Origin of the sequence: Shewanella sp. DW31 (assembly GCF_015767295.1) — a bacterium.
GTDB classification, from domain to species: Bacteria; Pseudomonadota; Gammaproteobacteria; order Enterobacterales; family Shewanellaceae; genus Shewanella; species Shewanella oncorhynchi.
In genome coordinates, this window is the sequence record NZ_JADWMP020000011.1 from 1 (window position 1) to 24661 (window position 24661).

Consider the following 24661-nt stretch of genomic DNA (forward strand, 5'->3'; position numbering starts at 1 on the left):
AATGGCGGAGAAGGAGGGATTCGAACCCTCGATGGGAGTTAAAGCCCATACTCCCTTAGCAGGGGAGCGCCTTCGGCCACTCGGCCACCTCTCCGTTTTCTTGGCGCACATATTACTGTTTGACGAAAATAAGTCAAACCCTTTTTCCGAAACAGATTCCATTTGAACTGTTTTTAATCACATTGCTGTTATATCAAGCCAATGTATTGATTTACGCCAATCTTTCGGTCTAAAAAATAAAAAAGCCAGTTAAAAAACTGACTCTTCTGTTGCCGTAGTACGCTTGCCAAAACAAGGTACTAAAAGTTACCACCTTCCGATGGTGTACCTGATTTTTCAGATTGAATGCGTTGGTAGATTTCTTCGCGATGAACAGAAACCTCTTTTGGTGCATTCACACCAATACGCACTTGATTGCCTTTTACCCCTAGCACTGTAACTGTGACTTCATCACCAATCATCAGTGTTTCGCCAACACGACGAGTCAAAATCAGCATTCGATAGCTCCTTTATTTCTTAATTCAGCTTACACACGGCACTCATCCGGTAGATGGGCTTATTATAAGGTCAGCTTAGTACAAATTAATAGTATTCAATACTCAAACGGTTATTTAATTACACCTTATTTAGCTCGAAAGCGTGATGTAACGCCCGAACCGCCTTGTGTAAGTCCCTTTCATCGATAACGGTTGATAATTTACTCTCTGACGTCGTGAGTAACTTAGCATGAATAGTTTCATTACCCAAGACTTCTAACATCTTAGTCAATAATCCCATTTTTGCCTGTAAACCTTTGCCAACTAAAGATACTTTTGCACGTTGACGTTCGATAATCAATGGCCCGAGTGCGAGGCTTTCACTTAAGCCTTCGAGCTCATTAAGTAGAGTATCGACCTTAGCCTCAGCGAGCATAAAACTGACGCGACCCGAAGGATCATCCTCATGGATCCTCAATGGAGAAATAAATTCCACATCGATTTCCAATCGAGTTAAGCAGCCTAACAACGCTTGATAGCGTTCACTGGTGGTAAACAGCCCTTCAATCGTCAGCGTTGCCAGTGCCTTATTAATCGCGATACCTTGCACTAACGAGGCAATCGTTAATTCCGACTCGTCGCCAAACTGGATTAACGTCCCCTGCCCAGCTTCAAAGCTCGACAATACTCGCAGCGGTACGCGAAAACGCTCGGCGTATTCAACAGAATCGGGATGCAATACTTTAGCGCCAAGCTTTGCCATTTCGAGCATCACATCAAACCCAATCACATCGAGGCGACGTGCACTGCTATCAATATTCGGATCTGTGGTAAATACCCCTGCCACATCGGTAAAAATCTGGCATTCATCGGCTTCTAACGCTGCCGCTAAGGCTACTGCTGTGGTATCTGAACCACCGCGTCCTAAGGTGGTCACTTCGCCTTGAGGATCGATGCCCTGAAACCCTGCAACGATCGGCACAACACCATCGGCAAGCAAAGACTGCAAATATTCAGTATCAACTCGCTCAATGCTAGCGCGGCCAAATTGACTATTTGTATGAATTTGCACTTGATCGCCCGTAAGGGATTTCGCTTTTATGCCGCGACGTTGTAGCGCCATAGACATCAAAGCAATACTCACTTGCTCACCCGTCGAGACTAGCATGTCTAACTCGCGCGCCGAGGCGCGCGGATTAATTTGTGCTGCAAGTGCAAACAGGCGATTCGTCTCACCCGCCATCGCGGATAAAACTAAGACTTGCTGCTCACCATTGTGAGCTGACTTTGTAATCTGCTCAGCGACCGCTTCGATACGTTCAATAGAACCCACCGAAGTGCCGCCGAACTTTTTCACAAAAAGCTTGCTACCACTAAGCTTTCGTTTTTGGGGCACAGCAACCTCTTAAGCTAGACGCTCAGTAATCCAAGGTAATACTTGAGCCAATGCCGCATCCAGATTTTCTGGTTGGCTACCGCCCGCTTGAGCCATATCAGGACGACCACCGCCTTTACCGCCTACTTGTGAAGCGACCATAGCGACTAGCTCACCCGCTTTGACTTTACCGATCAGATCGTTACTCACACCCGCGATCAGGTTAACTTTTCCTTCCTGCGCTGTACCAAGAACGATAATGGCCGATTTCAATTTCTGTTTTAATTCATCTTGCAAGCCACGTAGTGAACTTGCCTCAACGCCGTCTAATTTTTTGATCAGTACGTTAACGCCATTAACTACAACGGCATCGCCCACTAAGTCTGCACTCGCTGCGGCCGCTAGCTTATCTTTCAACTGCGCCATTTCTTTTTCGAGTTGCTTCATCTTATCGAGCTGCGCTTTTAACTTAGCCACCACTGAGTTGGCATCGCCTTTCAATAAGGCAGCGGCTTCTTCCAGTTCAGCTTGTTGCTGCGCCACATAAGCCATAGCTGCAGCACCAGTAACGGCTTCTATACGGCGCACACCTGCAGCAATACCCGCTTCAGAGGTGATCTTAAATAAGCCGATATCGCCAGTGCGACCCACATGAGTACCGCCACATAATTCGATAGAGAAATCGCCCATAGTCACAACACGCACTTGTGAATCATATTTCTCACCAAAGAGTGCCATAGCGCCTTTTTCTTTAGCTTCATCTATGCCCATTTCAGCGGTTTTCAGCTCATGGTTACGACGAATTTGAGTGTTAACTAATTCTTCAACTTCTTTTAATTCAGCAGCTTTTACGCCTTCGAAATGAGAGAAGTCAAAACGTAAACGCTCTGGATCAACCAAAGAACCTTTTTGCGAGACATGAGTACCGAGCACTTGACGCAGTGCGGCATGCAGTAAATGCGTAACAGAATGGTTTAACTGAGTACGGTGACGCAGTTTTTTGTCCACTTTCGCTTCAATAACTTGGCCAACGCTCAAGCTACCTGTAGCCAAAACACCTTGATGGCCCGTTGCTTGACCATACTTTTGCGTATCGTTTACCGTAAACTCAATACCGTTCGCAACCAATTGGCCTTTATCGCCTACTTGACCGCCAGATTCCGCGTAGAAAGGGGTTACATCGAGCACGACAACGGCTTCATCACCCGCTTTGATCGCCGTCACTGACTCACCATTTTGATAAATCGCGGTGACCTTAGCTTGACCCGCTAATTCGGTGTAACCACTGAATGCAGTTTCAGCATCAATTTTCAGCGCAGCGTTATAATCTGCACCAAAGTTACCGGCAGCTTGTGCGCGGCTACGTTGTTCAGCCATGGCGACTTCGAAACCAGCTTCATCGACAATGATGTTGCGCTCACGGCAGACATCAGCGGTCAAATCCATTGGGAAGCCATAGGTGTCATACAGCTTAAATACGGTTTCACCGTCTAAAGTGTCACCTTTCAACTCGTTTAAGGCAGTATCTAAAATGCCTAAACCACGTTCAAGCGTACGGGCAAATTGCTCTTCTTCCGCTTTCAGTGCTTTTTCAACAATCGCTTGAGTCTCAGCTAACCCTTTTGCTGCATCGCCCATCACCGCAATCAAAGACGGAACCAGCTTATAGAAGAAAGCTTCGGTCGCACCTAACTTGTTACCATGGCGAACTGCGCGGCGAATAATACGGCGCAGCACATAACCGCGACCTTCGTTCGACGGCATAACGCCATCGGCAATTAAAAATGCACATGAACGGATATGATCGGCAATGACTCGCAGCGACTTTTCAGATAAGTCACTAACACCAATGACCTCTGCGGCTTTAGCAATCAAAGTACGAAAAATATCGATTTCGTAGTTAGAATGTACGCCCTGCATAATCGCAGCAATACGCTCAATCCCCATGCCTGTATCAACCGAGGGCTTAGGCAAAGGTAACATTTCACCCGATGCTTGACGGTTGTACTGCATGAAAACGATGTTCCAGATTTCGATGAAACGATCACCATCTTCTTCAGGACTGCCAGGACGTCCGCCCCAAATATGATCACCATGATCATAAAAAATCTCAGTACATGGACCACAAGGACCGGTATCACCCATTTGCCAGAAGTTATCTGACGCAAAGGCAGCACCTTTATTGTCACCGATACGTATGATGTTCTCGGCAGCGACACCAATTTTTTTATTCCAGATTTCAAAGGCTTCATCATCTGTCTGATAAATAGTGACGCACAGACGTTCCTTCGGCAGCTTTAACGTTTCAGTTAAAAAAGTCCAGCCCAAACGAATCGCTTCTTCTTTAAAATAATCTCCAAAACTGAAGTTACCTAGCATTTCGAAAAAGGTGTGATGACGTGCTGTGTAGCCAACGTTATCCAAATCGTTATGTTTACCACCAGCGCGTACACAACGTTGAGCAGTGGTCGCACGCGTATAATTGCGCTTGTCCATGCCAAGAAACACGTCCTTGAACTGGTTCATGCCTGCATTGGTAAATAAAAGAGTGGGATCGTTGCCTGGCACTAATGAACTACTGTCCACAACTTGATGACCATTGCTGCGGAAAAATTCGAGGAAAGCGCTTCTGAGCTCTGCTGTAGTTTGATACATGAAATCATCCTGAATTGGGTAAGCATTACCAGCTACGCCTTAGGCTAGCCGTATTTCTATTTGCCCAGCATTATAAGCAGACTAAGGAAGGACGACCAGTCTTGATTGGTGATATACACATCAGGAATTTAATATTTTAGCGTGAATCGCCCACACCAGAGTCACTAGAAGCAAAACGACAGGATAAAGCACAAATAAAGACGGCGTAAGTTTATCGCGGCACGGACAATATTTAAGCAAGTGAGTCTAATGTGAAGTACGAAATGGACAAGACTCATTGATGATATTTAGATGAGCTTTTACAGTCTTAGCTCCAAATTTAATAATCTTCATCGAGATCATTGGGATCTGAATCTAGTGCGTAAGTGATTTGATCGTAGCTAAAGCCTTGACCCATTAAAAAACGCACTCGTTTGGCCTTTTCCTTTGCGATGAGATCCCGAGCTTTAGAGCCCTTCACTTCTGTTACGCGAGGTACACCGTATTTTTTGGTGGCTTTATCTTTTGCTAGCTCAAACCAATCACAATCACAATTAACCAAAGCGGCTTCAATGCAGTCTTTAGATAAGCCTTTCTGTGCGATTGCTTGGCGGATGCGTATTGCACCGTGGCCTCGACTGATGTGGCTTCGCACCAACAGTTCGGCATAACGAGCATCATTAATAAAACCGGAGGATTCGCAAGCATCGAGTACAGGTTCGATATCGTTAAGTTCGAAACCTTTTTCGAGCAATTTATCGCGGATTTGTAAACGGGAATAATCGCGGCGCGCTAACAGCGCGACCGCAATTTGATGGGCTGACTGACTCAGAATACTTCGCCTGTCTCTAAATCAATATTGTCCTCAATGCTATCATCAGCTTTGGCAGCCAAGGCACTCGGATTACTCAAAAGCAACTCACGTAGCGTCTTGTCAATTTCAGCAGCAATAGCTGGGTTTTCAGTCAGATATTTGCCAGCATTAGCACGACCTTGGCCGATTTTGTCACCTTTATAGCTGTACCAAGCGCCCGCTTTTTCAATCAACTTATGGGCTACGCCTAAGTCTACTAACTCACCAGTACGGTTAATACCTTGGCCATAAAGGATTTGGAACTCAGCTTGCTTAAACGGCGCTGCAACCTTATTTTTCACCACTTTAACGCGAGTTTCGTTACCGACCACTTCATCGCCGTCTTTAATGGCACCAGTGCGGCGAATGTCTAGACGAACAGAAGCATAAAACTTCAGCGCGTTACCACCGGTTGTAGTTTCTGGGTTACCGAACATCACACCAATTTTCATCCGAATTTGGTTGATGAAGATAAGTAAGGTGTTAGATTGCTTTAAGTTACCCGCAAGTTTACGCATGGCTTGGCTCATCATACGCGCCGCTAGACCCATGTGAGAATCACCAATTTCGCCTTCGATTTCAGCTTTAGGCGTTAATGCCGCCACTGAGTCAACTACGATAACGTCAACAGCGCCTGAACGAGTTAAAGCATCACAAATCTCAAGCGCTTGTTCGCCGGTATCCGGTTGCGAACACAGCAGGTTATCAATATCTACGCCCAATTTTTTAGCATAAATAGGGTCTAATGCATGCTCTGCATCGATAAAGGCACAGGTTTTGCCTTCACGTTGCGCGGCGGCAATCACTTCTAAAGTCAGTGTTGTTTTACCTGATGATTCAGGACCATAGATCTCAACGATACGACCCATTGGCAAACCGCCAGCACCTAAAGCAACGTCCAGAGACAGAGAACCGGTAGAAATGGTCTCAACATCCATAGAGCGATCTTCGCCCAGCTTCATGATGGAGCCTTTACCAAATTGTTTCTCAATTTGGATCAATACCGCAGCAAGTGCTTTCTCTTTATTTGGATCGACCTTCATTCCTGTTCCCTCATCAAGACAAGCATTAAGCTGTCAAAAGTGATATTCAATTTACAAACGGGTAATTCAAAAAGCCGCGCTTTTTGTCTTAATTCTGCTGACTAGTATACTGTACAATCATACAGTATCAATACCTGTGACTGAATTATTTTTAGCTGATAGGATTTTTAATATGGCCAAGGTTTTAGCGAATATCAAATCAGATAATAGCTCCCTTTGATCAATATCCATCGTTAAGGGCTCAATTTTCGCTAAATTATTGCTAAGATTGGCGCAACAAATTTTGCGTGGTCTTTTTAGCTGAAAATTGTACAGCAGTCTTCCGCTTCCATAGCGCTTAATCACCCTTAACCACACAAACTGTATCGCCTTTAGGCAGTCACAACGGACGATAACGATTTAATGAATGTAATTGATACCGATGATTTAGAAAAACATACTCCTATGATGCGTCAGTACTTGACGATGAAAGCAGAACATCACGATATGTTGCTGTTTTATCGCATGGGTGACTTCTACGAGTTGTTTTATGACGATGCTAAACGCGCTTCTGAGCTGTTAGGCATTTCACTCACTGCGCGCGGTAAAAGTGGTGGCGATCCTATTCCGATGGCGGGACTTCCTTACCATGCTGTGGAAGGCTATCTTGCAAAATTAGTTCAAATTGGTCAATCAGTTGCGATTTGCGAACAGATTGGCGATCCCGCGACATCTAAAGGGCCAGTAGAACGTAAAGTGGTGCGAATTGTCACGCCAGGCACTTTAACCGACGAAGCGTTGCTGCAGGAACGCCAAGACAATCTGTTAGCCGCGGTTTATCAAGGTAAAGTCGGTTTTGGTTATGCCACATTAGATGTTTCATCCGGACGTTTTGTGATTGCAGAGCTCGACACGCGAGAGTCATTAGAAGCGGAATTGCAACGCACTAATCCCGTTGAAATTCTCTACAGTGAAGACTTTGGTGAACTAGGTCTACTTAACGGTTTTAAAGGCAAACGCCGTCGCCCCGAGTGGGAATTTGATTACGATACGAGTATCAAGTTACTACTGGCCCAGTTTGGAACTAAAGACTTACATGGTTTTGGTATCGCAGATGCACGTTTATCACTGCAAGCTGCGGGTTGCTTGATGCAATATGTCAAAGACACACAGCGCACGGCACTGCCCCATATCAATGCCATTATCCGCTTCAATCAAACCGATAGCATAGTACTCGATGCGGCAACTCGCCGAAATTTAGAATTAACTCAAAACCTTGCCGGTGGCCGCGATAATACCTTAGCGGCAGTATTGGATAATACCGCAACGCCTATGGGCAGCCGTATGTTACAACGCTGGATCCATCAGCCTCTGCGAGATCCTAAGCAAATCAAGGCGCGCCAACAGGCGGTGACTGAACTCCTCGATACCGCAGCCCACGAAGGTTTGCATGAGCAGTTAAAGGCACTTGGCGATATCGAACGTATCATGGCAAGGTTAGCCCTGCGTACTGCCCGTCCAAGGGACTTTGCACGTTTACGTCAAGCACTGGGCTTATTGCCTGAATTACAACTGAGTTTAAGTACACTGAGCGCGCCACACACGACTCAATTACGGCAACACTTAGGTGAGTTCCCCGCTGAGCAAGCCCTACTTGAGCGCGCGATAGTCGATAATCCTCCCATGCTTATCCGCGATGGCGGAGTGATCCGTGAAGGCTACAACAGCGAACTAGATGAATGGCGCGGTCTTAGCGAAGGAGCGAGTGATTACTTAGTACAACTCGAAGCCAGAGAAAAAGAACGTACAGGTATCAACACACTTAAAGTCGGCTATAACCGTGTACACGGCTATTACATTGAAGTGAGCCGCTTGCAATCCTCGCAGGTGCCGCTCAATTATCAACGACGTCAAACCCTTAAGAATATGGAGCGTTATATCACGCCCGAACTTAAGGAATACGAAGAAAAAGTCCTCTCGAGCCAAGGTAAAGCGCTGGCACTCGAAAAGCAGTTATGGGAACAGTTATTCGATCTTATTCTGCCGAAATTACATGAATTACAGGCTTTTGCTAGAGCAGCGGCTGAGCTTGATGTACTGAGTAACTTTGCCGAGCGTGCCGAAGCCTTAGGCTACACTTGTCCAGAGCTGAGCCAAGATATCGGCGTACAAATAGACGCAGGTCGCCATCCAGTGGTGGAGCGTGTTAGCCAAACGCCGTTTATCGCTAACCCAGTGACCTTGCACAATCAAAGACGTATGTTGATTGTCACCGGACCCAACATGGGCGGTAAATCGACCTATATGCGTCAAGTCGCCTTGATTACGCTGATGGCCCATATTGGTTGTTTTGTGCCAGCAGATCGCGCCCTGATTGGCCCAATTGATCGCATCTTTACCCGTATTGGCGCATCAGACGATCTGGCCTCTGGCCGCTCAACCTTTATGGTAGAAATGACTGAAACTGCCAACATTCTGCACAATGCCACTGCCAGTAGTTTAGTGTTAATGGATGAAATCGGCCGTGGAACATCCACCTATGATGGTTTATCGCTAGCTTGGTCGGCGGCGGAATATTTAGCCCAGCAAGTCGGGGCTATGACCCTATTCGCCACCCATTATTTTGAGCTAACTCAATTACCTGACTTAATGGCAGGTGTTTACAATGTGCACCTTGATGCCATTGAGCATGAAGATACAATCGCCTTTATGCATGCGGTACAGGAAGGTGCAGCCAGTAAAAGCTACGGCTTACAAGTTGCGGCGCTTGCCGGCGTGCCAAACAAAGTGATTAAAGCAGCGAAACATAAATTGCAACAATTGGAGAGTCGCGATCATCAACCAGAAGGAAGGAGGACGCCCATTCAAAGCTTACTCGCTTTACCTGAACCGGTTGAAAATCCAGCTTTGACTAAATTAAGTAGCATTAATCCCGATAACTTAACGCCAAAACAAGCGCTTGATTTGCTCTATGAGCTGAAACGCTTGAGCTAGACATCAGGTGATCTAAATAAAAGCCTAAAAATAACAACGCCCACTCTATAGTGGGCGTTTTACTTTATGACGTGATCTCACACTAAGTGCATTTTCTGGATAGCTTCTCTGAAAGGCACCAGAAGACAGACATTAGTTTCTAAATAAAGCTTCAACAGATAAACCTTGAGAACCCAATAAATCACGTAAGCGTTTTAATGCTTCCACTTGGATTTGACGAACACGTTCACGGGTTAAACCAATTTCAGCCCCCACATCTTCAAGCGTAGAAGGTTCATAACCTAACAAACCAAAACGACGGGCTAATACTTCTCTTTGTTTTGTGTTCAACTCGTTAAGCCATTTCACCACCGAGTTAGAGATGTCTTCATCTTGCACTTTATAGTCAGGGCCAACACTATCATCATCGGCCAGTACATCTAATAATGCTTTCTCGTTATCGCCCCCCAAAGGCGTATCAACAGAGGTAATTTTTTCATTCAGCTTAAGCATGCGGCTCACATCAGAGCTAGAAACTTGCAGTTTTTCAGCAATTTCTTCAGCTGTAGGTTCATGATCCAGTTTTTGTGCTAACTCGCGGGCAGTACGCAAGTATACGTTGAGTTCTTTAACAACATGAATCGGCAAACGAATAGTACGAGTTTGATTCATGATAGCGCGTTCAATCGTCTGTCTGATCCACCAAGTCGCATAGGTTGAAAAACGAAAACCTCTTTCTGGGTCAAACTTTTCTACGGCACGAATTAAACCTAAATTACCCTCTTCGATAAGATCAAGCAGTGCTAAGCCGCGGTTATTGTAACGACGTGCAATTTTTACGACGAGACGTAAATTACTTTCGATCATGCGATTACGGGATTTTGCACAACCTTTTAAGGCCTTACGGGAAAAGTAAACTTCTTCTTCTGCGCTAAGCAGTGGGGAAAAACCAATCTCACCTAGATAAAGTTGAGTGGCATCAAGATTTTTTTGAAGGTCATCTTGGACCTGTTGTTCTATTCCTAGCTCTTGGACTAGATCGGTGGCAACTTCTTCTTTTTCAAGATCAAAGTCTACGGTTTCTACGGAAAAATCTACTAGTGCTTCTGCGGCAGTGCTATTTATGCGGCTCATGATCAAATCTCCCAAACCTAATTAAACTGCTGAATTAGTGCAATTTCCTATCCTCCATTTGCCAACAAGGCCCCAAACAATCATTGTTTAGGTAAATAAGTAAGTGGGTTTACAGACTGTCCATGGTAACGAATTTCAAAATGTAACATTACCCGATTGGCACCTGTATTGCCCATTTTTGCAACTGTCTGCCCTGCGAGGACATGTTGCTTTTCTTTGACTAAGATCTTATCCGTATGAGCATAAGCACTAAGGTAATCGTCACTATGTTTAATAATCACTAAATTACCGTAACCCCTAAGAGCACTTCCTGCGTATACCACCCGCCCATCTGCAGCAGCTTTGATGATATCTCCCCGATTTCCCGCGATCTTAATACCTTTATTTCCCTGCTCATTGGCAGAATAAGTTCCGATTAACTTTCCTCTTACTGGCCACTGCCACTGACTCACACTGGCTGGCAGTGTTGAGGTGGGTGGAATCATTAGTTGGTTAACATCTTGTTGGGAACTTGTTACAAGGTACGCGGGCTTAGCTTTCTGATCAAGTGTTTTTTTCAGATCGTCACTTGACTTAGCATTAGACTGATAAACCTTATCATCTAATTGTTTTTTATCACTTTTACTTGAGTTAGCATCTAAATTATCCGTTATATTTCCATCTAAAGTCGTAGATTTTGATTGGTTACTAGATTTAGCATTAGTTAAATATAAAATCTGTCCAGGGTAAATTGTATAAGGGTTATCTAATTGATTAAGTTTAGCTATTTCAGAAAAGTCTTTCCCTGCAGCCCAAGAAATAGAGTAGAGAGTGTCACCTTTTTTAACTTTATATGAATTCGATTTAATGTGGCCTTTGCTATTTTTAGAGTAACTATGGGAAATATTTTCGACGGGTGCGGGTCTGCTGGCCTGAAAGCTACAGCCTACAAGCAGAAATATAAAGCAAAGGTTTAAGAGTAAACCCGCATTCAACAATAAAAAACTCCTTGGTAAGGTTGTATTACTGTTTATGATGAGAAAATGACGCCTTCTGTGCAAAACAAGCACTTCGCTTAACACAGTAGCACAACACAAGGTTAAGCTAACTCTCCATTAATTAAAGGTACAAATTTAACCGTTTCAATGGTTTCAGAACTAAAGCGGTCAGCAGTGCGCGTAATACGCATCAATTGTTGAGTATCCTCTCCCACAGGTAAGACTAACACCCCTCCATCAGCCAACTGAGACAATAAAGCTTCTGGTATAGTCGCCGCCGCCGCAGTCACCATAATGGCATCGAACGGACTACGATTAGCCCATCCCAACCAACCATCGCCATATTTAAACGACACATTATGCAAATCTAATCGTTTTAAACGCTGTCTTGCTTGAATTTGTAGACCTTTGATCCGTTCGATAGTACAAAGCTGAGGCACCAATTGAGCCAAAATGGCTGCCTGATAGCCCGATCCAGTCCCCACTTCTAACACCCGCTGTGGCATCTTGTGCAGTAAGAGTTCGCTCATACGGGCAACGATATAAGGCTGCGAAATGGTTTGCCCTTGTCCAATTGGCAAAGCCGTATTTTCATAAGCTTTATGGGCTAGCGCATTATCGAGAAACATTTCTCGCGGCGTATGCGATATCGCCTTTAACACGGCTTGATTACGGATCCCCGCATCTTGAAGCTTTTTAGCTAAATTCACCGCCGATGTTAAGGCAACTCGAGTCATATTTTATCTACCCAATTTTGCAATGCCGTTAGTTGTCCGTAGGCGGTTAAATCAACCGTCAAGGGCGTAATTGAAACATAGCCATTGGCGATAGCATGAAAATCAGTGCCCTCTGTGGCATCCTGCTCTTGTCCCGGTGGACCAAGCCAGAAGATTTCACGTCCGGCAGGATCTTGCGTTCGTACTATGCCTTCGGCCTTATGACGAGCACCGAGGCGAGTCACTTTGATCCCTTTAATTTGATCAAGTGGCAAGTCAGGCACATTCACATTTAAGATCTGATCTTTTGCCAAAGGCTGGGCCAACAAACCTTGAACTATCCGCCGAGCATAAACAGCAGCCGATTGATAATGTTCGAATTTACGGCCATTAAGCGAAATCGCTATTGCAGGAAAACCTAAAAAGCGTCCTTCCATCGCGGCGGCAACTGTCCCCGAATATAAGGTGTCATCACCCATATTTGCCCCCGCATTGATGCCAGACACCACCATATCAGGTTCGCCATCACATAATTCTCGGATAGCCAAATGAACGCAATCTGTCGGTGTACCGTGAACGGAAATATAGCCATTATCTAACCTATTAATTCTTAATGGATTAGTCAAGGTTAATGAGTTGCTCGCACCAGAGCAATTTCGATCCGGCCCCACAGTCAGCACAGTCGCTATTTCAGCCAAAGCCTCAGATAAGGCTTTGATACCTGGAGCATTAATCCCATCGTCATTGCTAACAAGGATACGGATCATGACTCTGCTTCAGTCTTAACAGTATCAGTGTTAGCCACTACGTTAGCGTTAATTACCTCAGGCTCCTGCACCAATGTCGCTTGCCATTGCTGCTCTTTAACATCTTGATAATTAACTAACTCTCTCAATAACGATGTTGCAAAACTGCCCGCAGGCAACACAAACTCCAGCACTAAGCCATCGGCGGTTTGTTCGTATTTAAGGCCTTGGGGCTCAAGCAATAACGGACGGCGTTCTTGCTCTAATCCGGCGTGCTCTAAACCATAGCAATCGTCAGCTAACTCACTCATGGCTAAGGTTTCCACCGCAGCAGCTTCACCTTGGGGTAGCATCATGCCGCGCCCCCACAATGGTGCAGAGAGTTGAATGTCTTTTTCAATCAGACGCTTCAATACGATGAGATCCCATTCAGGCGTCACGAAGAAGCTTTTGCTGCCCGCTAACATCACACAATCACCCGCTAAAGGCTTAGTGCCATGGTTGGCTAAACGGTACGACACCACAGTGTTAAACAGATTTGAGCGCACGGCAGACAAATACATGCTGCGCTTATTTCTGTCTTTCACTTTTTTACCCGCCATCATTTGGCGACCAAACACTAAGTTTTTACCATCGTGACCAAAGCGCTGCTCACCAAAGTAATTGGGCACACCCACTTGAGCGACCTTTTCGATACGACTGATAATGTCTTCCACTTGGGTGACATTTCTCAGGGTAAGAATAAAGCGGTTACCGACTAAGGCACCAATTCGCAGTTTCTTGCTGTGACGGCTGCTCGACAATATAGTCAAACGCTCGCTATTGAGCTCCTTCCAAGCAGGCGTTTCTTTACCAGGAATACGCACACCGAACCATTGTTCTGTGATGGCATTTTTATCTTTTTGCCCAGCGTAGGTGACCTCCTTCGGATGCACCTTAGCGAACTTAGCAATCATTTCAGCGACTTGTACTGTATTTAGCCCTTCTTTGCGTACATGCAGCATATGATGTTCACCTTCACCCGTCGGGCTAAAAGGCAAAATCTCTTTCACGATAAAATCGCTATTTTGGGTTCTTAGATCTGCTGTACCTAAAGGCTTACCATACAGATAATGTAATTCGCTCATGGGACTTTTTTACTCTTAAGTTAATCGTGTTTGCGGGCCATAAGTACCACGGCTTCTACCGCAATACCTTCTTTACGCCCGGTAAATCCAAGCTGTTCAGTCGTGGTCGCTTTGACATTAATATCGTCAAGTTCCGCGGTTAAATCGGCGGCTAATATCTGGCGCATTGCCTCTATGTGCGGTGCCATTTTAGGAGCTTGGGCTATGATAGTGACGTCAAGATTGCCTAGCACAAAGCCTTTCGCTCTCGCTAAAGCATAGCAATGACGCAGCAATACGCGGCTATCGGCACCCTTATAGGCGGCATCTGTGTCGGGGAAATGTTTTCCTATGTCACCGAGCGCTAAAGCACCGAGGATGGCATCGGAAATCGCATGCAGTACCACATCACCATCTGAATGTGCGACTAGGCCTGTTTCATAGGGTACTTCCACGCCACAAAGGATAAGTGGCCGCGCCACACCAAATTTATGCACATCGAAACCATGGCCGATACGGATTTTCATTTAATATTCCTAACGTATTATTTTACTTTGATTATGACTATTTAACGGCACGCATCAAAAACAGTTCGGCTAGCCCTAAATCGTCGGGATGCGTTACTTTTATATTATCAGCACGGCCCGAAACGAGTCCGGGTGATATCCCCGCCCATTCCATCGCCGAAGCCTCATCTGTGACTACCGCACCTGCAGCCAGAGCCGCATTGAGGTAATTTTTTAATTGCTGCGCTGGAAATAACTGCGGCGTCAATGCATGCCATAAATTATCGCGACACACAGTGGCACTGATTTCACCCTGTTTATTCGCTCGCTTCATGGTATCGCGCACAGGCATAGCCAAAATAGCACCTTGGGGGAATTGCACTCTGGATGCGAGTAACTTGTCGATATCCGTCTCGGTTAAACAAGGTCTTGCCGCATCATGCACTAAGGCCCAACTGTGCTCGGGCGCAATTTGCAGCGCCGCCAACACAGAATCAGCGCGCTCACCGCCACCTAATACTGTAATCAATTTGGGGTGCACGGCCTGTGGCAAGGTATCGAAGATAGTATCGTTCGAATGTAAGGCAACGATCACTTGAGAAATGTGCGGATGGGACAAGAGCTTATCTAAAGTATGGGCAAGAATACTCTGGCCGCACACCTCAAGATATTGCTTAGGTCTGTCGGCGCCCATACGGCTACCTATGCCTGCGGCGGGAACAATGGCAACCACAGCTTGAGTGACATGCTCAGCTTGGCGCTGCAATTCAATTTGTGTTACCAGATCAGATTGACTATCGGAATTGGATTGTTCATTTAATCCAAGATCTAAATGTCCTAGCTCTGTCATCCTAACTCCATATTACTGAGATGGACTCGATACCGAGCGCTCACCACCCACGACGCGATAGAAGGTCTCGCCTTCTTTAACCATGCCAAGTTCGTTACGTGCGCGCTCTTCGATGGCTTCTGTACCACTTTTCAGATCGATGATTTCTTCCTTCAGCACTTGGTTACGCTCATTGAGTTTGGCGTTACCTTCTTGCTGGGCGGCAATTTGTTTTTGCAGGACGAAATATTCAGGAAGGCTATTACCTCCCGACCAAAGACGGAATTGCAGTACACCGAGTAGCACTATGAGTGCAATGACAAAAAATTTCATGGAGGAATTAGCGTCAGTATCTTGGATTAAAAAAATATACAGCAGATAGTACAACAAAAAAGGCCACCAAGTGGTGGCCTTTTTACATCAAATATTAAATTACGCCTGACCTTTGATCTCTTTCAAACCACGGTATGGCGCTTTTTCACCTAATTGCTCTTCTATACGCAGCAATTGGTTGTATTTAGCAACACGGTCAGAACGACACAGTGAACCGGTTTTGATTTGGCCAGCAGCAGTACCTACGGCTAAGTCAGCAATAGTTGAATCTTCAGTCTCACCACTACGATGTGAAATCACGGCGGTATAACCCGCTTCTTTCGCCATACGAATAGCCGCTAAAGTCTCAGTCAATGAACCAATTTGGTTAAACTTGATAAGGATTGAGTTAGCAATACCGTTTTCAATACCACGGGTTAAGATTTTAGTGTTAGTAACGAATAAATCGTCGCCCACTAATTGGATCTTATCGCCCATAATTTGAGTTTGGTAAGCCCAACCATCCCAATCTGATTCGTCTAAGCCGTCTTCGATAGACACGATTGGGTATTGGTCAGCCAATGATTTTAAGAAATCAGAGAAACCGTTCGAGTCGAAGACTTTGCCTTCGCCCGCTAAATCGTATTTGCCGTCTTTGTAGAATTCAGATGCAGCGCAATCCAGCGCTAACGTGACATCAGTACCTAACTTGTAGCCAGCCAGTTCAACCGCTTCTTTGATAATGGCTAACGCATCAGCGTTTGACGCTAAGTTAGGTGCAAAACCACCTTCGTCACCCACAGAAGTGCTTAGGCCTTTGTCGTGCAATACTTTTTTCAGCGTATGGAAGATTTCAGCGCCCATGCGCAGTGCTTCACGGAAGGTTTTCGCGCCAACAGGTTGCACCATGAATTCTTGGATATCAACGTTGTTATCCGCGTGCTCGCCACCGTTTAAGATATTCATCATAGGCACAGGCATAGAATATTGGCCTGGTGTACCGTTTAATTCAGCGATATGCGCGTATAAAGGAATACCTTTAGATGCTGCTGCTGCTTTAGCAGCCGCTAAAGACACAGCCAGAATCGCGTTTGCGCCTAACTTGTCTTTGTTTTCTGTGCCATCTAAGTCGATCATGATTTGATCAAGCTCAGCTTGTGCAGTCGCATCTTTGCCTAATAATGCAGCGCGGATGACACCGTTTACGTTGGCAACAGCCGTTAATACGCCTTTGCCTAAATAACGGCTTTTATCGCCATCACGTAATTCTAACGCTTCGCGGCTACCGGTAGATGCGCCAGAAGGCGCCGCTGCCATACCCACAAAACCACCTTCTAAATGCACTTCGGCTTCAACAGTTGGGTTACCACGAGAATCCATAATCTCGCGACCAATCACGTTAATAATCTTAGCCATAACACCCTCGATTTAAGTTTAAAGATAAAAGAAAAAACCAATACCTATGGGAATAAATGGAAGTCACATACCGCAGAAAATAACAAAATTCCATTTACGGTTTGCGTCCATACAGATGCAACGGATACGCATGCTGTTTATACCCAGAGGTATTAAGTTCTTATGTTTCAAGTCTGATGAGTGTAACAAAAGGCCGGCCCCACTGTCGCGGGTCCGGCCTTAAATATTCTTACTTCAGATCACGTTTTTGATGCGCACTTGCCGCAGCAATAAACCCTTCGAACAATGGGTGACCATCGCGCGGCGTTGAGGTGAATTCAGGATGGAATTGACCTGCAACAAACCATGGGTGATCTTTTAATTCGATCATTTCCACCAGTTTACGATCAGAAGACAAACCGCTGAAGATCATGCCAGCTTGCTCTAAACGCTCTCTGTATTTGTTGTTCACTTCGTAACGGTGACGGTGACGTTCTACACAGCTGTTGCCTTTGTAGGCTTGAGCCGCTTTTGAACCCTCGAGTAAATGACACAATTGAGCGCCTAAACGCATAGTGCCACCTAAGTCAGAAGCCTCATGGCGCTGCTCAACATTACCTTCTTCGTCAATCCATTCAGTGATCAAACCCACCACTGGGAATGGTGTTTCTTTATTGAATTCAGTTGAATGTGCATCAGCCATACCTGCAACATTACGCGCAAATTCAATCAGTGCAACTTGCATACCTAAACAAATACCGAAATACGGTAGATTGTTTTCGCGGGCAAATTTTGCCGCCAGTATCTTACCTTCAACACCACGCTCGCCAAAACCGCCTGGTACTAAGATACCGTCTAAGCCCTGTAAGACTTCTTCGCCTTTAGCTTCTACGGTTTGTGAATCAATGTACTTGATGGTCACAGATACGCGGTTTTTAAGGCCAGCGTGTTTTAATGCTTCGTTAACTGACTTATAGGCATCTGGCAGTTCAATGTATTTACCCACCATACCAATAACGACTTCGCCGTTTGGATTAGCTTCTTGATAAATCACATTTTCCCACTCAGACAGATCCGCTTCACGGCATTCTAAACCGAAACGCTTAACCACTAAGTCATCCAAACCTTGTGAACGTAACAAAGCTGGGATTTTATAAATACTATCAACATCTTTTAATGAAATAACCGCACGCTCTTCGACGTTACAGAACAGCGAAATTTTGGCTTTTTCATTCGCAGGAATCGCACGATCACCACGGCAAACCAGCACATCTGGTGCAATACCGATAGAACGCAGCTCTTTCACTGAGTGTTGAGTTGGCTTAGTTTTCACTTCGCCTGCTGCACCTAAGAAAGGCACTAAGGTTAAATGCATGAACAAAGTACGATCACGGCCCAGCTCAACACCGAGCTGACGGATAGACTCTAGGAACGGCAAGGATTCGATATCACCCACAGTACCGCCGATTTCGACGATAGCCACATCATGGCCTTCGCCACCGGCTAATACTTTTTCTTTAATCGCATTAGTGATGTGTGGGATAACCTGAATGGTTGCGCCCAAATAATCGCCACGACGTTCTTTACGTAATACTTCTTCGTAAATACGACCGGTAGTGAAGTTGTTACGACGATTCATCTTAGTACGGATGAAACGCTCGTAGTGACCCAAGTCGAGATCTGTTTCTGCACCGTCTTCAGTAACAAATACTTCGCCATGTTGGGTTGGGCTCATGGTACCCGGATCAACGTTAATGTAAGGGTCCAGTTTCATGATGGTTACATTGAGACCGCGGGCCTCTAAAATTGCAGCTAATGATGCTGCTGCAATGCCTTTACCTAGTGATGAAACAACGCCACCAGTAACGAAGATATACCTTGTAGTCATGCTGAACCTGAGAAAATGAGTTTGAAAATACGTGCTTGTAAGAAAGCACTAGGACGGGGCAGTAGTATACCAAAGGCGGCGCGATTCGACAAACACCAATCGGGATAATTTGCCGTTTATCTCGTCTCTGTCGCTTTTACTTGGTCCCAATAGGCATCGAGCTCCATTAATGTGTGCTCTTCCATGCTTTTACCGCTGTCACTCGCCAACTGTTCTACACCGCGAAAACGGCGTTCAAATTTAAGATTGGCTTGGCGCAACGCTTGTTCTGGATCGACCTTAAGATGTCGAGCTAAATTCACCACGGCAAACAGCAAGTCGCCAATTTCGGACTGCACTTTCGCTTGATCTTGCTCGGGTTGATTCACTTCATGCAAGACTTCATCGATTTCTTCGTGGATTTTAGCGACCACGGGCTCAAGTTCGGCCCAATCGAAACCGACTCGCGCCACCCTTTGCTGAATTTTGATTGAGCGCGACAGCGCAGGTTGGGTACTCGGAATATTGTCTAACGCAGAAACCACTGTATCAGTTTGGGTTTTACCCGCCACTTGCTGGGCCTTTTGTTCACGCTCAGTCGCTTTAATCGCCTCCCAATTGGCTTTCATCGCTTGGGCGCTATCGCCTATTTGCGGATTTAGTTCGCCAAACACATGGGGATGACGGCGGGTCAACTTGTCGCTGATTTTCTCAATCACTGTGGCAAAATCAAACAGCCCCTGCTCTTTACCGAGCTGACAATAAAATACGATTTGAAATAATAAATCCCCAAGTTCATCGGGTAACTCATCCCAGGCTAAACGCTCTATGGTATCGGCAACTTCATAGGCTTCCTCTAAAGTAAAAGGCACTATGGTTTGAAAGGTTTGTGCTTTATCCCACGGGCAACCCGTGTGCGGATCACGCAGTTTTTCCATAATGTTAAGCAGCGGCTCAACATCTGTTATAGAAAATCCCGTTGTAGAAGGTTCCGTGGTTGAAAATGAAGTAAATGGCGCAGTGTGGGAAGTCATGCTTACCTCCTTTAAAGATAAATGCTAAAACAGGCTAAATACTGAGGATGAACAAAAAGAATACGCCTCAGCAGTGCTTGTTAGTAAAAGGCTATAATAACGCGATGATAAGCGAGGTAAAATAAAAGCGCTATTTTGATGCTGAGATCAGATCTTAGGGTTCTTATTTAATAGGTCTTATTTTAACTAAAAGTGCATTCGCGCCATGTAGTGGTGAAATTCACCCAAAGAGCAATAAATCGACGATTTAACGACCCAACAAATTCTCATCTATGTCCTGCATACAAGTATTTAGCGCAAGCCATCTTAAATGATAAGATACGCAGCAATATTTCAATGAAGCTAAAACTCACTGAGTGAAGACCTAACAATTTCGGCCTAACTATACATGTGATGAATGCATGTGATAAATGCTCGTAATGAGCGCAGCGTGATAAATACGGTCATTCGATTTATTTGATTATGTTAGGTGTATTTCTATTCTGTCGCCCAAAATGGGGCGTACTCCCTTATAGATTTGAGCATTACTGGAGACAAAATTCATGACAAACGCGAATGTGGATGCCACGCCGTTAACGACTAAGCCATCCCAAGATGGTTTTTATATGCCCGCCGAATGGGCGGCGCAGCAAGCCGTATGGATGATTTGGCCATATCGTCCCGATAATTGGCGCTCTGCTGGGGCTTATGCTCAAGCAACCTTTGCTAAAGTGGCCGATGCCATTGGTGGTGCAACGCCCGTGTATATGGGTGTACCTAAAGCCTTTTTAGCTGAAGCTCAAAAAGTGATGCCATCGCACGTCACCTTGGTTGAAATGGACAGTAACGATTGCTGGGCTCGCGATACAGGGCCAACCGTAGTTGTGAATGATAATGGCGAATGCCGTGGTGTTGACTGGGGTTTTAATGCTTGGGGCGGCCATAACGGTGGTTTGTACTTCCCATGGGATAAGGACGAGCAAGTCGCGCAGCAAATGCTTGCGCAGCATGGTTTTGCCCGTTACAGCGCGCCGCTGATCCTCGAAGGTGGCTCCATCCATGTCGATGGTGAAGGCACCTGTATGACGAGTGCAGAATGTTTACTCAATGCCAACCGTAACCCTGAACTGACAAAAGAACAGATTGAAGACTTACTGCGTGACTATTTGAATGTTAAGCAGTTTATCTGGTTGCAAGATGGCGTGTATATGGATGAGACCGATGGTCATATCGACAATATGTGCTGTTTTGCCCGTCCTGGTGAAGTCATTCTGCACTGGACCGATGATGAGACAGATCCCCAGTATCCACGCTCAAAAGCGGCGCTAGAGGTGTTGCAAAATACCGTGGATGCCAAAGGCCGTAAGTTAAAAATCCATCTATTGCCACAACCGGGGCCGCTGTATTGCACCGAAGAAGAATCAAAAGGTGTGACCGAAGGCACTGGCGTGCCACGCACGGCGGGTGAGCGTTTAGCGGGTTCTTATGTGAACTTTTTAATCACCAATAATCGCATCGTGTTCCCGTTGCTTGATCCTGCAACCGATGATATCGCCGCCCAAAAACTGCAGGAAATCTTCCCAGAGCATGAAATTGTGGGTGTGCCGGCCCGTGAGATTTTATTAGGTGGCGGCAATATCCATTGTATTACTCAGCAAATCCCTGCTGGAAAGTAACCCAAGGAGAACAGAATGACGATTGATGTCACTGTTATTACACCACAATTGGCTTTCTGCGGGAGGGCATAAGATGTTTGAAGTCACTGAAGTTTCTATTGCCGAGCTGCGTGCAGCGCTCGAATCTGGCCGCACCACCGCAGTGGAGTTGGTTAAATCGTTCCTCGCGCGGGTTGAGGCGTATGACGGCCCTGCGACAAAGACTAAGCTCAATGCGTTAGTGGTACACAATCCCGATGCGCTCAAAGAAGCTGAGGCGTCAGATGCGCGCCGCGCCCGTGGTGAAATACTGAGCCCACTTGAGGGTATTCCTTACACCGCTAAGGATAGCTATTTGGTGAAGGGACTGACAGCGGCGTCTGGCAGTCCAGCCTTTAAGGATTTAGTGGCGCAGTACGATGCCTTCGCCGTTGAGCGCCTACGCGCCGCGGGTGCCATTTGCCTAGGCAAAACCAATATGCCACCTATGGCCAATGGCGGTATGCAGCGTGGTCACTATGGCCGCGCTGAAAGCCCATACAATGCTGAATATCTTACTGCCCCATTCGCTTCGGGCTCTTCTAATGGGGCGGGCACAGGCACGGCGGCAAGTTATTCGGCTTTCGGTCTTGCTGAAGAAACTTGGTCGAGCGGTCGAGGTCCTGCGTCCAATAACGGTTTGTGTGCTTACACTCCGTCACGGGGCGTGATTTCGGTGCGCGGTAACTGGCCGTTAACGCCGACCATGGATGTTGTCGTGCCTTATACCCGCACTATGGCCGATATGCTTGAAGTGTTGGATGTGATTGTGGCCGACGATCCTATCACCCGTGGCGATCTCTGGCGTCTGCAACCTTGGGTACAAATCCCTAAAGCATCAAGTGTCCGTCCAGCATCTTATCTGGAGCTTGCCGCTCAAGCCGACACGCTCAAAGGTAAGCGTTTTGGTGTGCCGCGCATGTACATCAATAAGGATGAATTGGCGGGAACCAGCGAAAACCCAGGTATCGGTGGCCCAACGGGTCAACGTATTCATACCCGCCAATCGGTTATCGATCTATGGGAAGCGGCACGCAAAGCCTTGGAAGCCGCTGGCGCCGAAGTGATTGAAGTCGATTTCCCGTTGGTATCAAATTGCGAAGGTGACCGCCCAGGTGCGCCGACCGTGTTTAACCGCGGTATCGTCTCGCCTCAATTCCTCCATGATGAATTATGGGAACTCTCGGGTTGGGCATTCGATGAATTCCTGCGTGCTAACAATGACCCTAAACTCAACAAACTTGCTGATGTTGTTGGGCATTTGATTTTCCCGCACGACTTAGGCACCTTGCCAAACCGTGAAGATGACTTAGCGGCAGGCATGGAAGAGTACGTCAAAATGGCTAAGCGTGGTCTTAAATCCTATGACCAGATCGACAGTATTCCCGATGGTCTGCGTGGCTTAGAGAAGACGCGTAAGCTAGATCTCGAAGACTGGATGGACGGGCTAAAGCTTGATGCCGTGCTGTTCCCAACCGTGGCCGATGTCGGCCCTGCCGATGCGCATGTGAATCCGGCTTCAGCCGATATCGCTTGGAGCAACGGAGTTTGGGTGGCAAACGGAAACCTTGCGATTCGTCACTTAGGTGTACCAACTGTGACTGTGCCTATGGGCGTGATGGCCGATATTGGCATGCCAGTCGGTTTGACCTTCGCAGGTCGTGCGTATGACGATAATAACCTGCTTAAATTTGCAGGTGCATTTGAGTCAACAGGTGACAGGCGCATGATCCCGCCACGCACGCCAAAGCTTGGCCAATAAGCGCTAAGACAATGCATAAACCTAAGCACTAAATGTATGAGCTTAAAAATGAAAACGGGATTGGCATCAGAATGCCAATCCCGTTTTTTTAATACCGACGTCGATACCTTTTCAACAAAGCTAGACTTATGCTGCTGTAAAACATGCTGCAGTAAAACAGACAGCAACACTTAACGCGTCTTATCTTAATGCCAAGAGCTCTTTTCTGACGATCTCTGCACCTGCACTCAAGGCGTTGAGTTTGCCTCTTGCGACTTGATGGGATAAAGGCGTCATGCCGCAGTTAGTACAAGGATAAAGCTTGTCGGCATCGACAAATTTAAGGGCTTTTCGTAGGGTGTCAGCCACTTCCTCTGCGGTTTCAATCGTGTCGGAGGCGACATCAATCGCGCCGACCATGACTTTCTTACCGCGAATGAGTTCAAGTAGCTCCATTGGCACATGGGAGTTGTGACATTCTAGCGAGATAATATCGATATTAGACTTTTGCAGTTTAGGAAACACTTCTTCATATTGGCGCCACTCTGAGCCCAAGGTTTTTTTCCAATCTGTATTGGCTTTAATGCCGTAACCATAACAAATATGCACCGCCGTTTCGCACTTAAGCCCTTCAATGGCTCTTTCTAAACACGCAATACCCCAATCGTTTACCTCATCAAAAAACACATTAAAGGCAGGCTCATCAAATTGGATAATATCAACACCCGCAGCTTCTAATTCTTTGGCTTCCTCATTAAGAATTTTGGCAAATTCCCAAGCGAGCTTTTCGCGGCTTTTATAATGATCATCATAAAGCGTATCTATCATGGTCATAGGGCCAGGTAGGGCCCATTTAATCGGTTGCGTAGTTTGCTTGCGTAAAAATTTGGCATCTTCAACAAACACCGACTTTTGGCGGCTCACTGGGCCGACAACCGTGGGCACGCTCGCATCATAGCGATCACGAATTTTAACGATTTTACGTTTTGAAAAATCAACGCCGTTGAGGTGCTCAATAAAGGTAGTGACAAAATGTTGCCGCGTTTGCTCGCCATCACTGACAATATCAATCCCCGCTAGCTGTTGATCCTGTAATGACAAACGCAGTGCATCGTGTTTACCGGTAATTAATTCCTCTCCTTGCAATTTCCATGGAGACCAAAGTGTTTGAGGCTCTGCCAGCCACACAGGTTTAGGCAAACTGCCTGCCGTTGAAGTCGGTAACAGGGTTTGGTTAAGCAATGTTTTGTTAAGCGGTGTTTTATTAAGTCTTGTTGTCATAATAATGATGC

At 46.0% G+C, this 24661-nt stretch carries 20 protein-coding genes and 1 tRNA gene; 3 read left to right on the forward strand and 18 right to left on the reverse strand.

Annotation, left to right across the window (positions count from 1 at the left end; translation table 11 throughout):
- Positions 1-2: 2 nt before the first annotated feature.
- The 6 genes from GWI56_RS10815 to recA all read right to left on the reverse strand — a co-directional run bounded on the left by GWI56_RS10815 (position 3) and on the right by recA (position 6381).
- Positions 3-94 (reverse strand) — tRNA-Ser (locus GWI56_RS10815).
- A gap of 205 nt (positions 95-299) precedes the next feature.
- A complete protein-coding gene (csrA, locus tag GWI56_RS10820; protein WP_006082602.1) occupies positions 300-497 on the reverse strand; it encodes a carbon storage regulator CsrA in 198 nt (65 codons plus the stop codon).
- Between the two features lie 118 nt (positions 498-615).
- Entirely contained in the window at positions 616-1872 is a 1257-nt protein-coding gene (locus tag GWI56_RS10825) for an aspartate kinase (RefSeq protein ID WP_006082603.1), read from the reverse strand.
- A 9-nt stretch (positions 1873-1881) separates the two neighbouring features.
- Positions 1882-4506: an alanine--tRNA ligase gene (gene alaS, locus GWI56_RS10830; RefSeq protein ID WP_198572893.1), complete on the reverse strand. Its 2625-nt coding sequence runs from the start codon at positions 4504-4506 to the stop codon at positions 1882-1884.
- A gap of 319 nt (positions 4507-4825) precedes the next feature.
- The gene (locus tag GWI56_RS10835; RefSeq protein WP_198572894.1) at positions 4826-5239 is read right to left on the reverse strand and encodes a regulatory protein RecX; all 414 of its coding nucleotides are present in this window, start codon (positions 5237-5239) and stop codon (positions 4826-4828) included.
- Between the two features lie 74 nt (positions 5240-5313).
- The gene (gene recA / locus GWI56_RS10840; protein WP_198572895.1) at positions 5314-6381 is read right to left on the reverse strand and encodes a recombinase RecA; all 1068 of its coding nucleotides are present in this window, start codon (positions 6379-6381) and stop codon (positions 5314-5316) included.
- 402 nt (positions 6382-6783) lie between these two features.
- Here recA and mutS point away from each other — a divergent pair, with 402 nt between their 5' ends.
- On the forward strand, positions 6784-9354 hold the full coding sequence (mutS, locus tag GWI56_RS10845; protein ID WP_198572896.1) for a DNA mismatch repair protein MutS: 2571 nt from the start codon (positions 6784-6786) through the stop codon (positions 9352-9354).
- Between the two features lie 132 nt (positions 9355-9486).
- On the opposite strand, the gene rpoS is transcribed toward mutS, so the two are convergent.
- The 11 genes from rpoS to mazG all read right to left on the reverse strand — a co-directional run bounded on the left by rpoS (position 9487) and on the right by mazG (position 19955).
- A complete protein-coding gene (rpoS, locus tag GWI56_RS10850; protein WP_028761361.1) occupies positions 9487-10467 on the reverse strand; it encodes an RNA polymerase sigma factor RpoS in 981 nt (326 codons plus the stop codon).
- An 80-nt stretch (positions 10468-10547) separates the two neighbouring features.
- Complete coding sequence (locus GWI56_RS10855; protein ID WP_198572897.1) at positions 10548-11444, reverse strand: peptidoglycan DD-metalloendopeptidase family protein; 897 nt, start codon at positions 11442-11444, stop codon at positions 10548-10550.
- 101 nt (positions 11445-11545) lie between these two features.
- Positions 11546-12181: a protein-L-isoaspartate(D-aspartate) O-methyltransferase gene (locus GWI56_RS10860; RefSeq protein ID WP_028761363.1), complete on the reverse strand. Its 636-nt coding sequence runs from the start codon at positions 12179-12181 to the stop codon at positions 11546-11548.
- Complete coding sequence (surE, locus tag GWI56_RS10865; protein WP_105251808.1) at positions 12178-12927, reverse strand: 5'/3'-nucleotidase SurE; 750 nt, start codon at positions 12925-12927, stop codon at positions 12178-12180. Before surE ends, GWI56_RS10860 begins: the two co-directional genes overlap by 4 nt.
- Positions 12924-14033: a tRNA pseudouridine(13) synthase TruD gene (locus GWI56_RS10870; protein WP_198572898.1), complete on the reverse strand. Its 1110-nt coding sequence runs from the start codon at positions 14031-14033 to the stop codon at positions 12924-12926. The genes surE and GWI56_RS10870 overlap by 4 nt, the downstream gene beginning before the upstream one ends.
- A 20-nt stretch (positions 14034-14053) precedes the next feature.
- Entirely contained in the window at positions 14054-14539 is a 486-nt protein-coding gene (ispF, locus tag GWI56_RS10875) for a 2-C-methyl-D-erythritol 2,4-cyclodiphosphate synthase (RefSeq protein ID WP_198572899.1), read from the reverse strand.
- A gap of 37 nt (positions 14540-14576) precedes the next feature.
- Positions 14577-15368, reverse strand: a complete 792-nt coding sequence (ispD, locus tag GWI56_RS10880) for a 2-C-methyl-D-erythritol 4-phosphate cytidylyltransferase (RefSeq protein ID WP_198572900.1) — start codon at positions 15366-15368, stop codon at positions 14577-14579.
- Positions 15369-15380: 12 nt separating this feature from the next.
- Positions 15381-15680, reverse strand: a complete 300-nt coding sequence (gene ftsB, locus GWI56_RS10885; protein WP_105253074.1) for a cell division protein FtsB — start codon at positions 15678-15680, stop codon at positions 15381-15383.
- Between the two features lie 99 nt (positions 15681-15779).
- Positions 15780-17075, reverse strand: coding sequence for a phosphopyruvate hydratase (gene eno / locus GWI56_RS10890; RefSeq protein WP_105251763.1), 1296 nt, complete (start codon positions 17073-17075; stop codon positions 15780-15782).
- 229 nt (positions 17076-17304) lie between these two features.
- Complete coding sequence (locus GWI56_RS10895; protein WP_012587102.1) at positions 17305-18942, reverse strand: CTP synthase; 1638 nt, start codon at positions 18940-18942, stop codon at positions 17305-17307.
- Positions 18943-19058: 116 nt separating this feature from the next.
- The gene (gene mazG / locus GWI56_RS10900) at positions 19059-19955 is read right to left on the reverse strand and encodes a nucleoside triphosphate pyrophosphohydrolase (RefSeq protein ID WP_198572901.1); all 897 of its coding nucleotides are present in this window, start codon (positions 19953-19955) and stop codon (positions 19059-19061) included.
- Positions 19956-20497: 542 nt separating this feature from the next.
- Here mazG and aguA point away from each other — a divergent pair.
- Together aguA and GWI56_RS10910 are read left to right on the forward strand one after the other, a co-directional pair.
- Entirely contained in the window at positions 20498-21610 is a 1113-nt protein-coding gene (gene aguA, locus GWI56_RS10905) for an agmatine deiminase (RefSeq protein WP_198572902.1), read from the forward strand.
- A gap of 73 nt (positions 21611-21683) precedes the next feature.
- Positions 21684-23390, forward strand: coding sequence for an amidase (locus tag GWI56_RS10910; protein WP_198572949.1), 1707 nt, complete (start codon positions 21684-21686; stop codon positions 23388-23390).
- 180 nt (positions 23391-23570) lie between these two features.
- On the opposite strand, the gene GWI56_RS10915 is transcribed toward GWI56_RS10910, so the two are convergent.
- The gene (locus tag GWI56_RS10915) at positions 23571-24650 is read right to left on the reverse strand and encodes a methionine synthase (RefSeq protein ID WP_198572903.1); all 1080 of its coding nucleotides are present in this window, start codon (positions 24648-24650) and stop codon (positions 23571-23573) included.
- Positions 24651-24661: the final 11 nt, after the last annotated feature.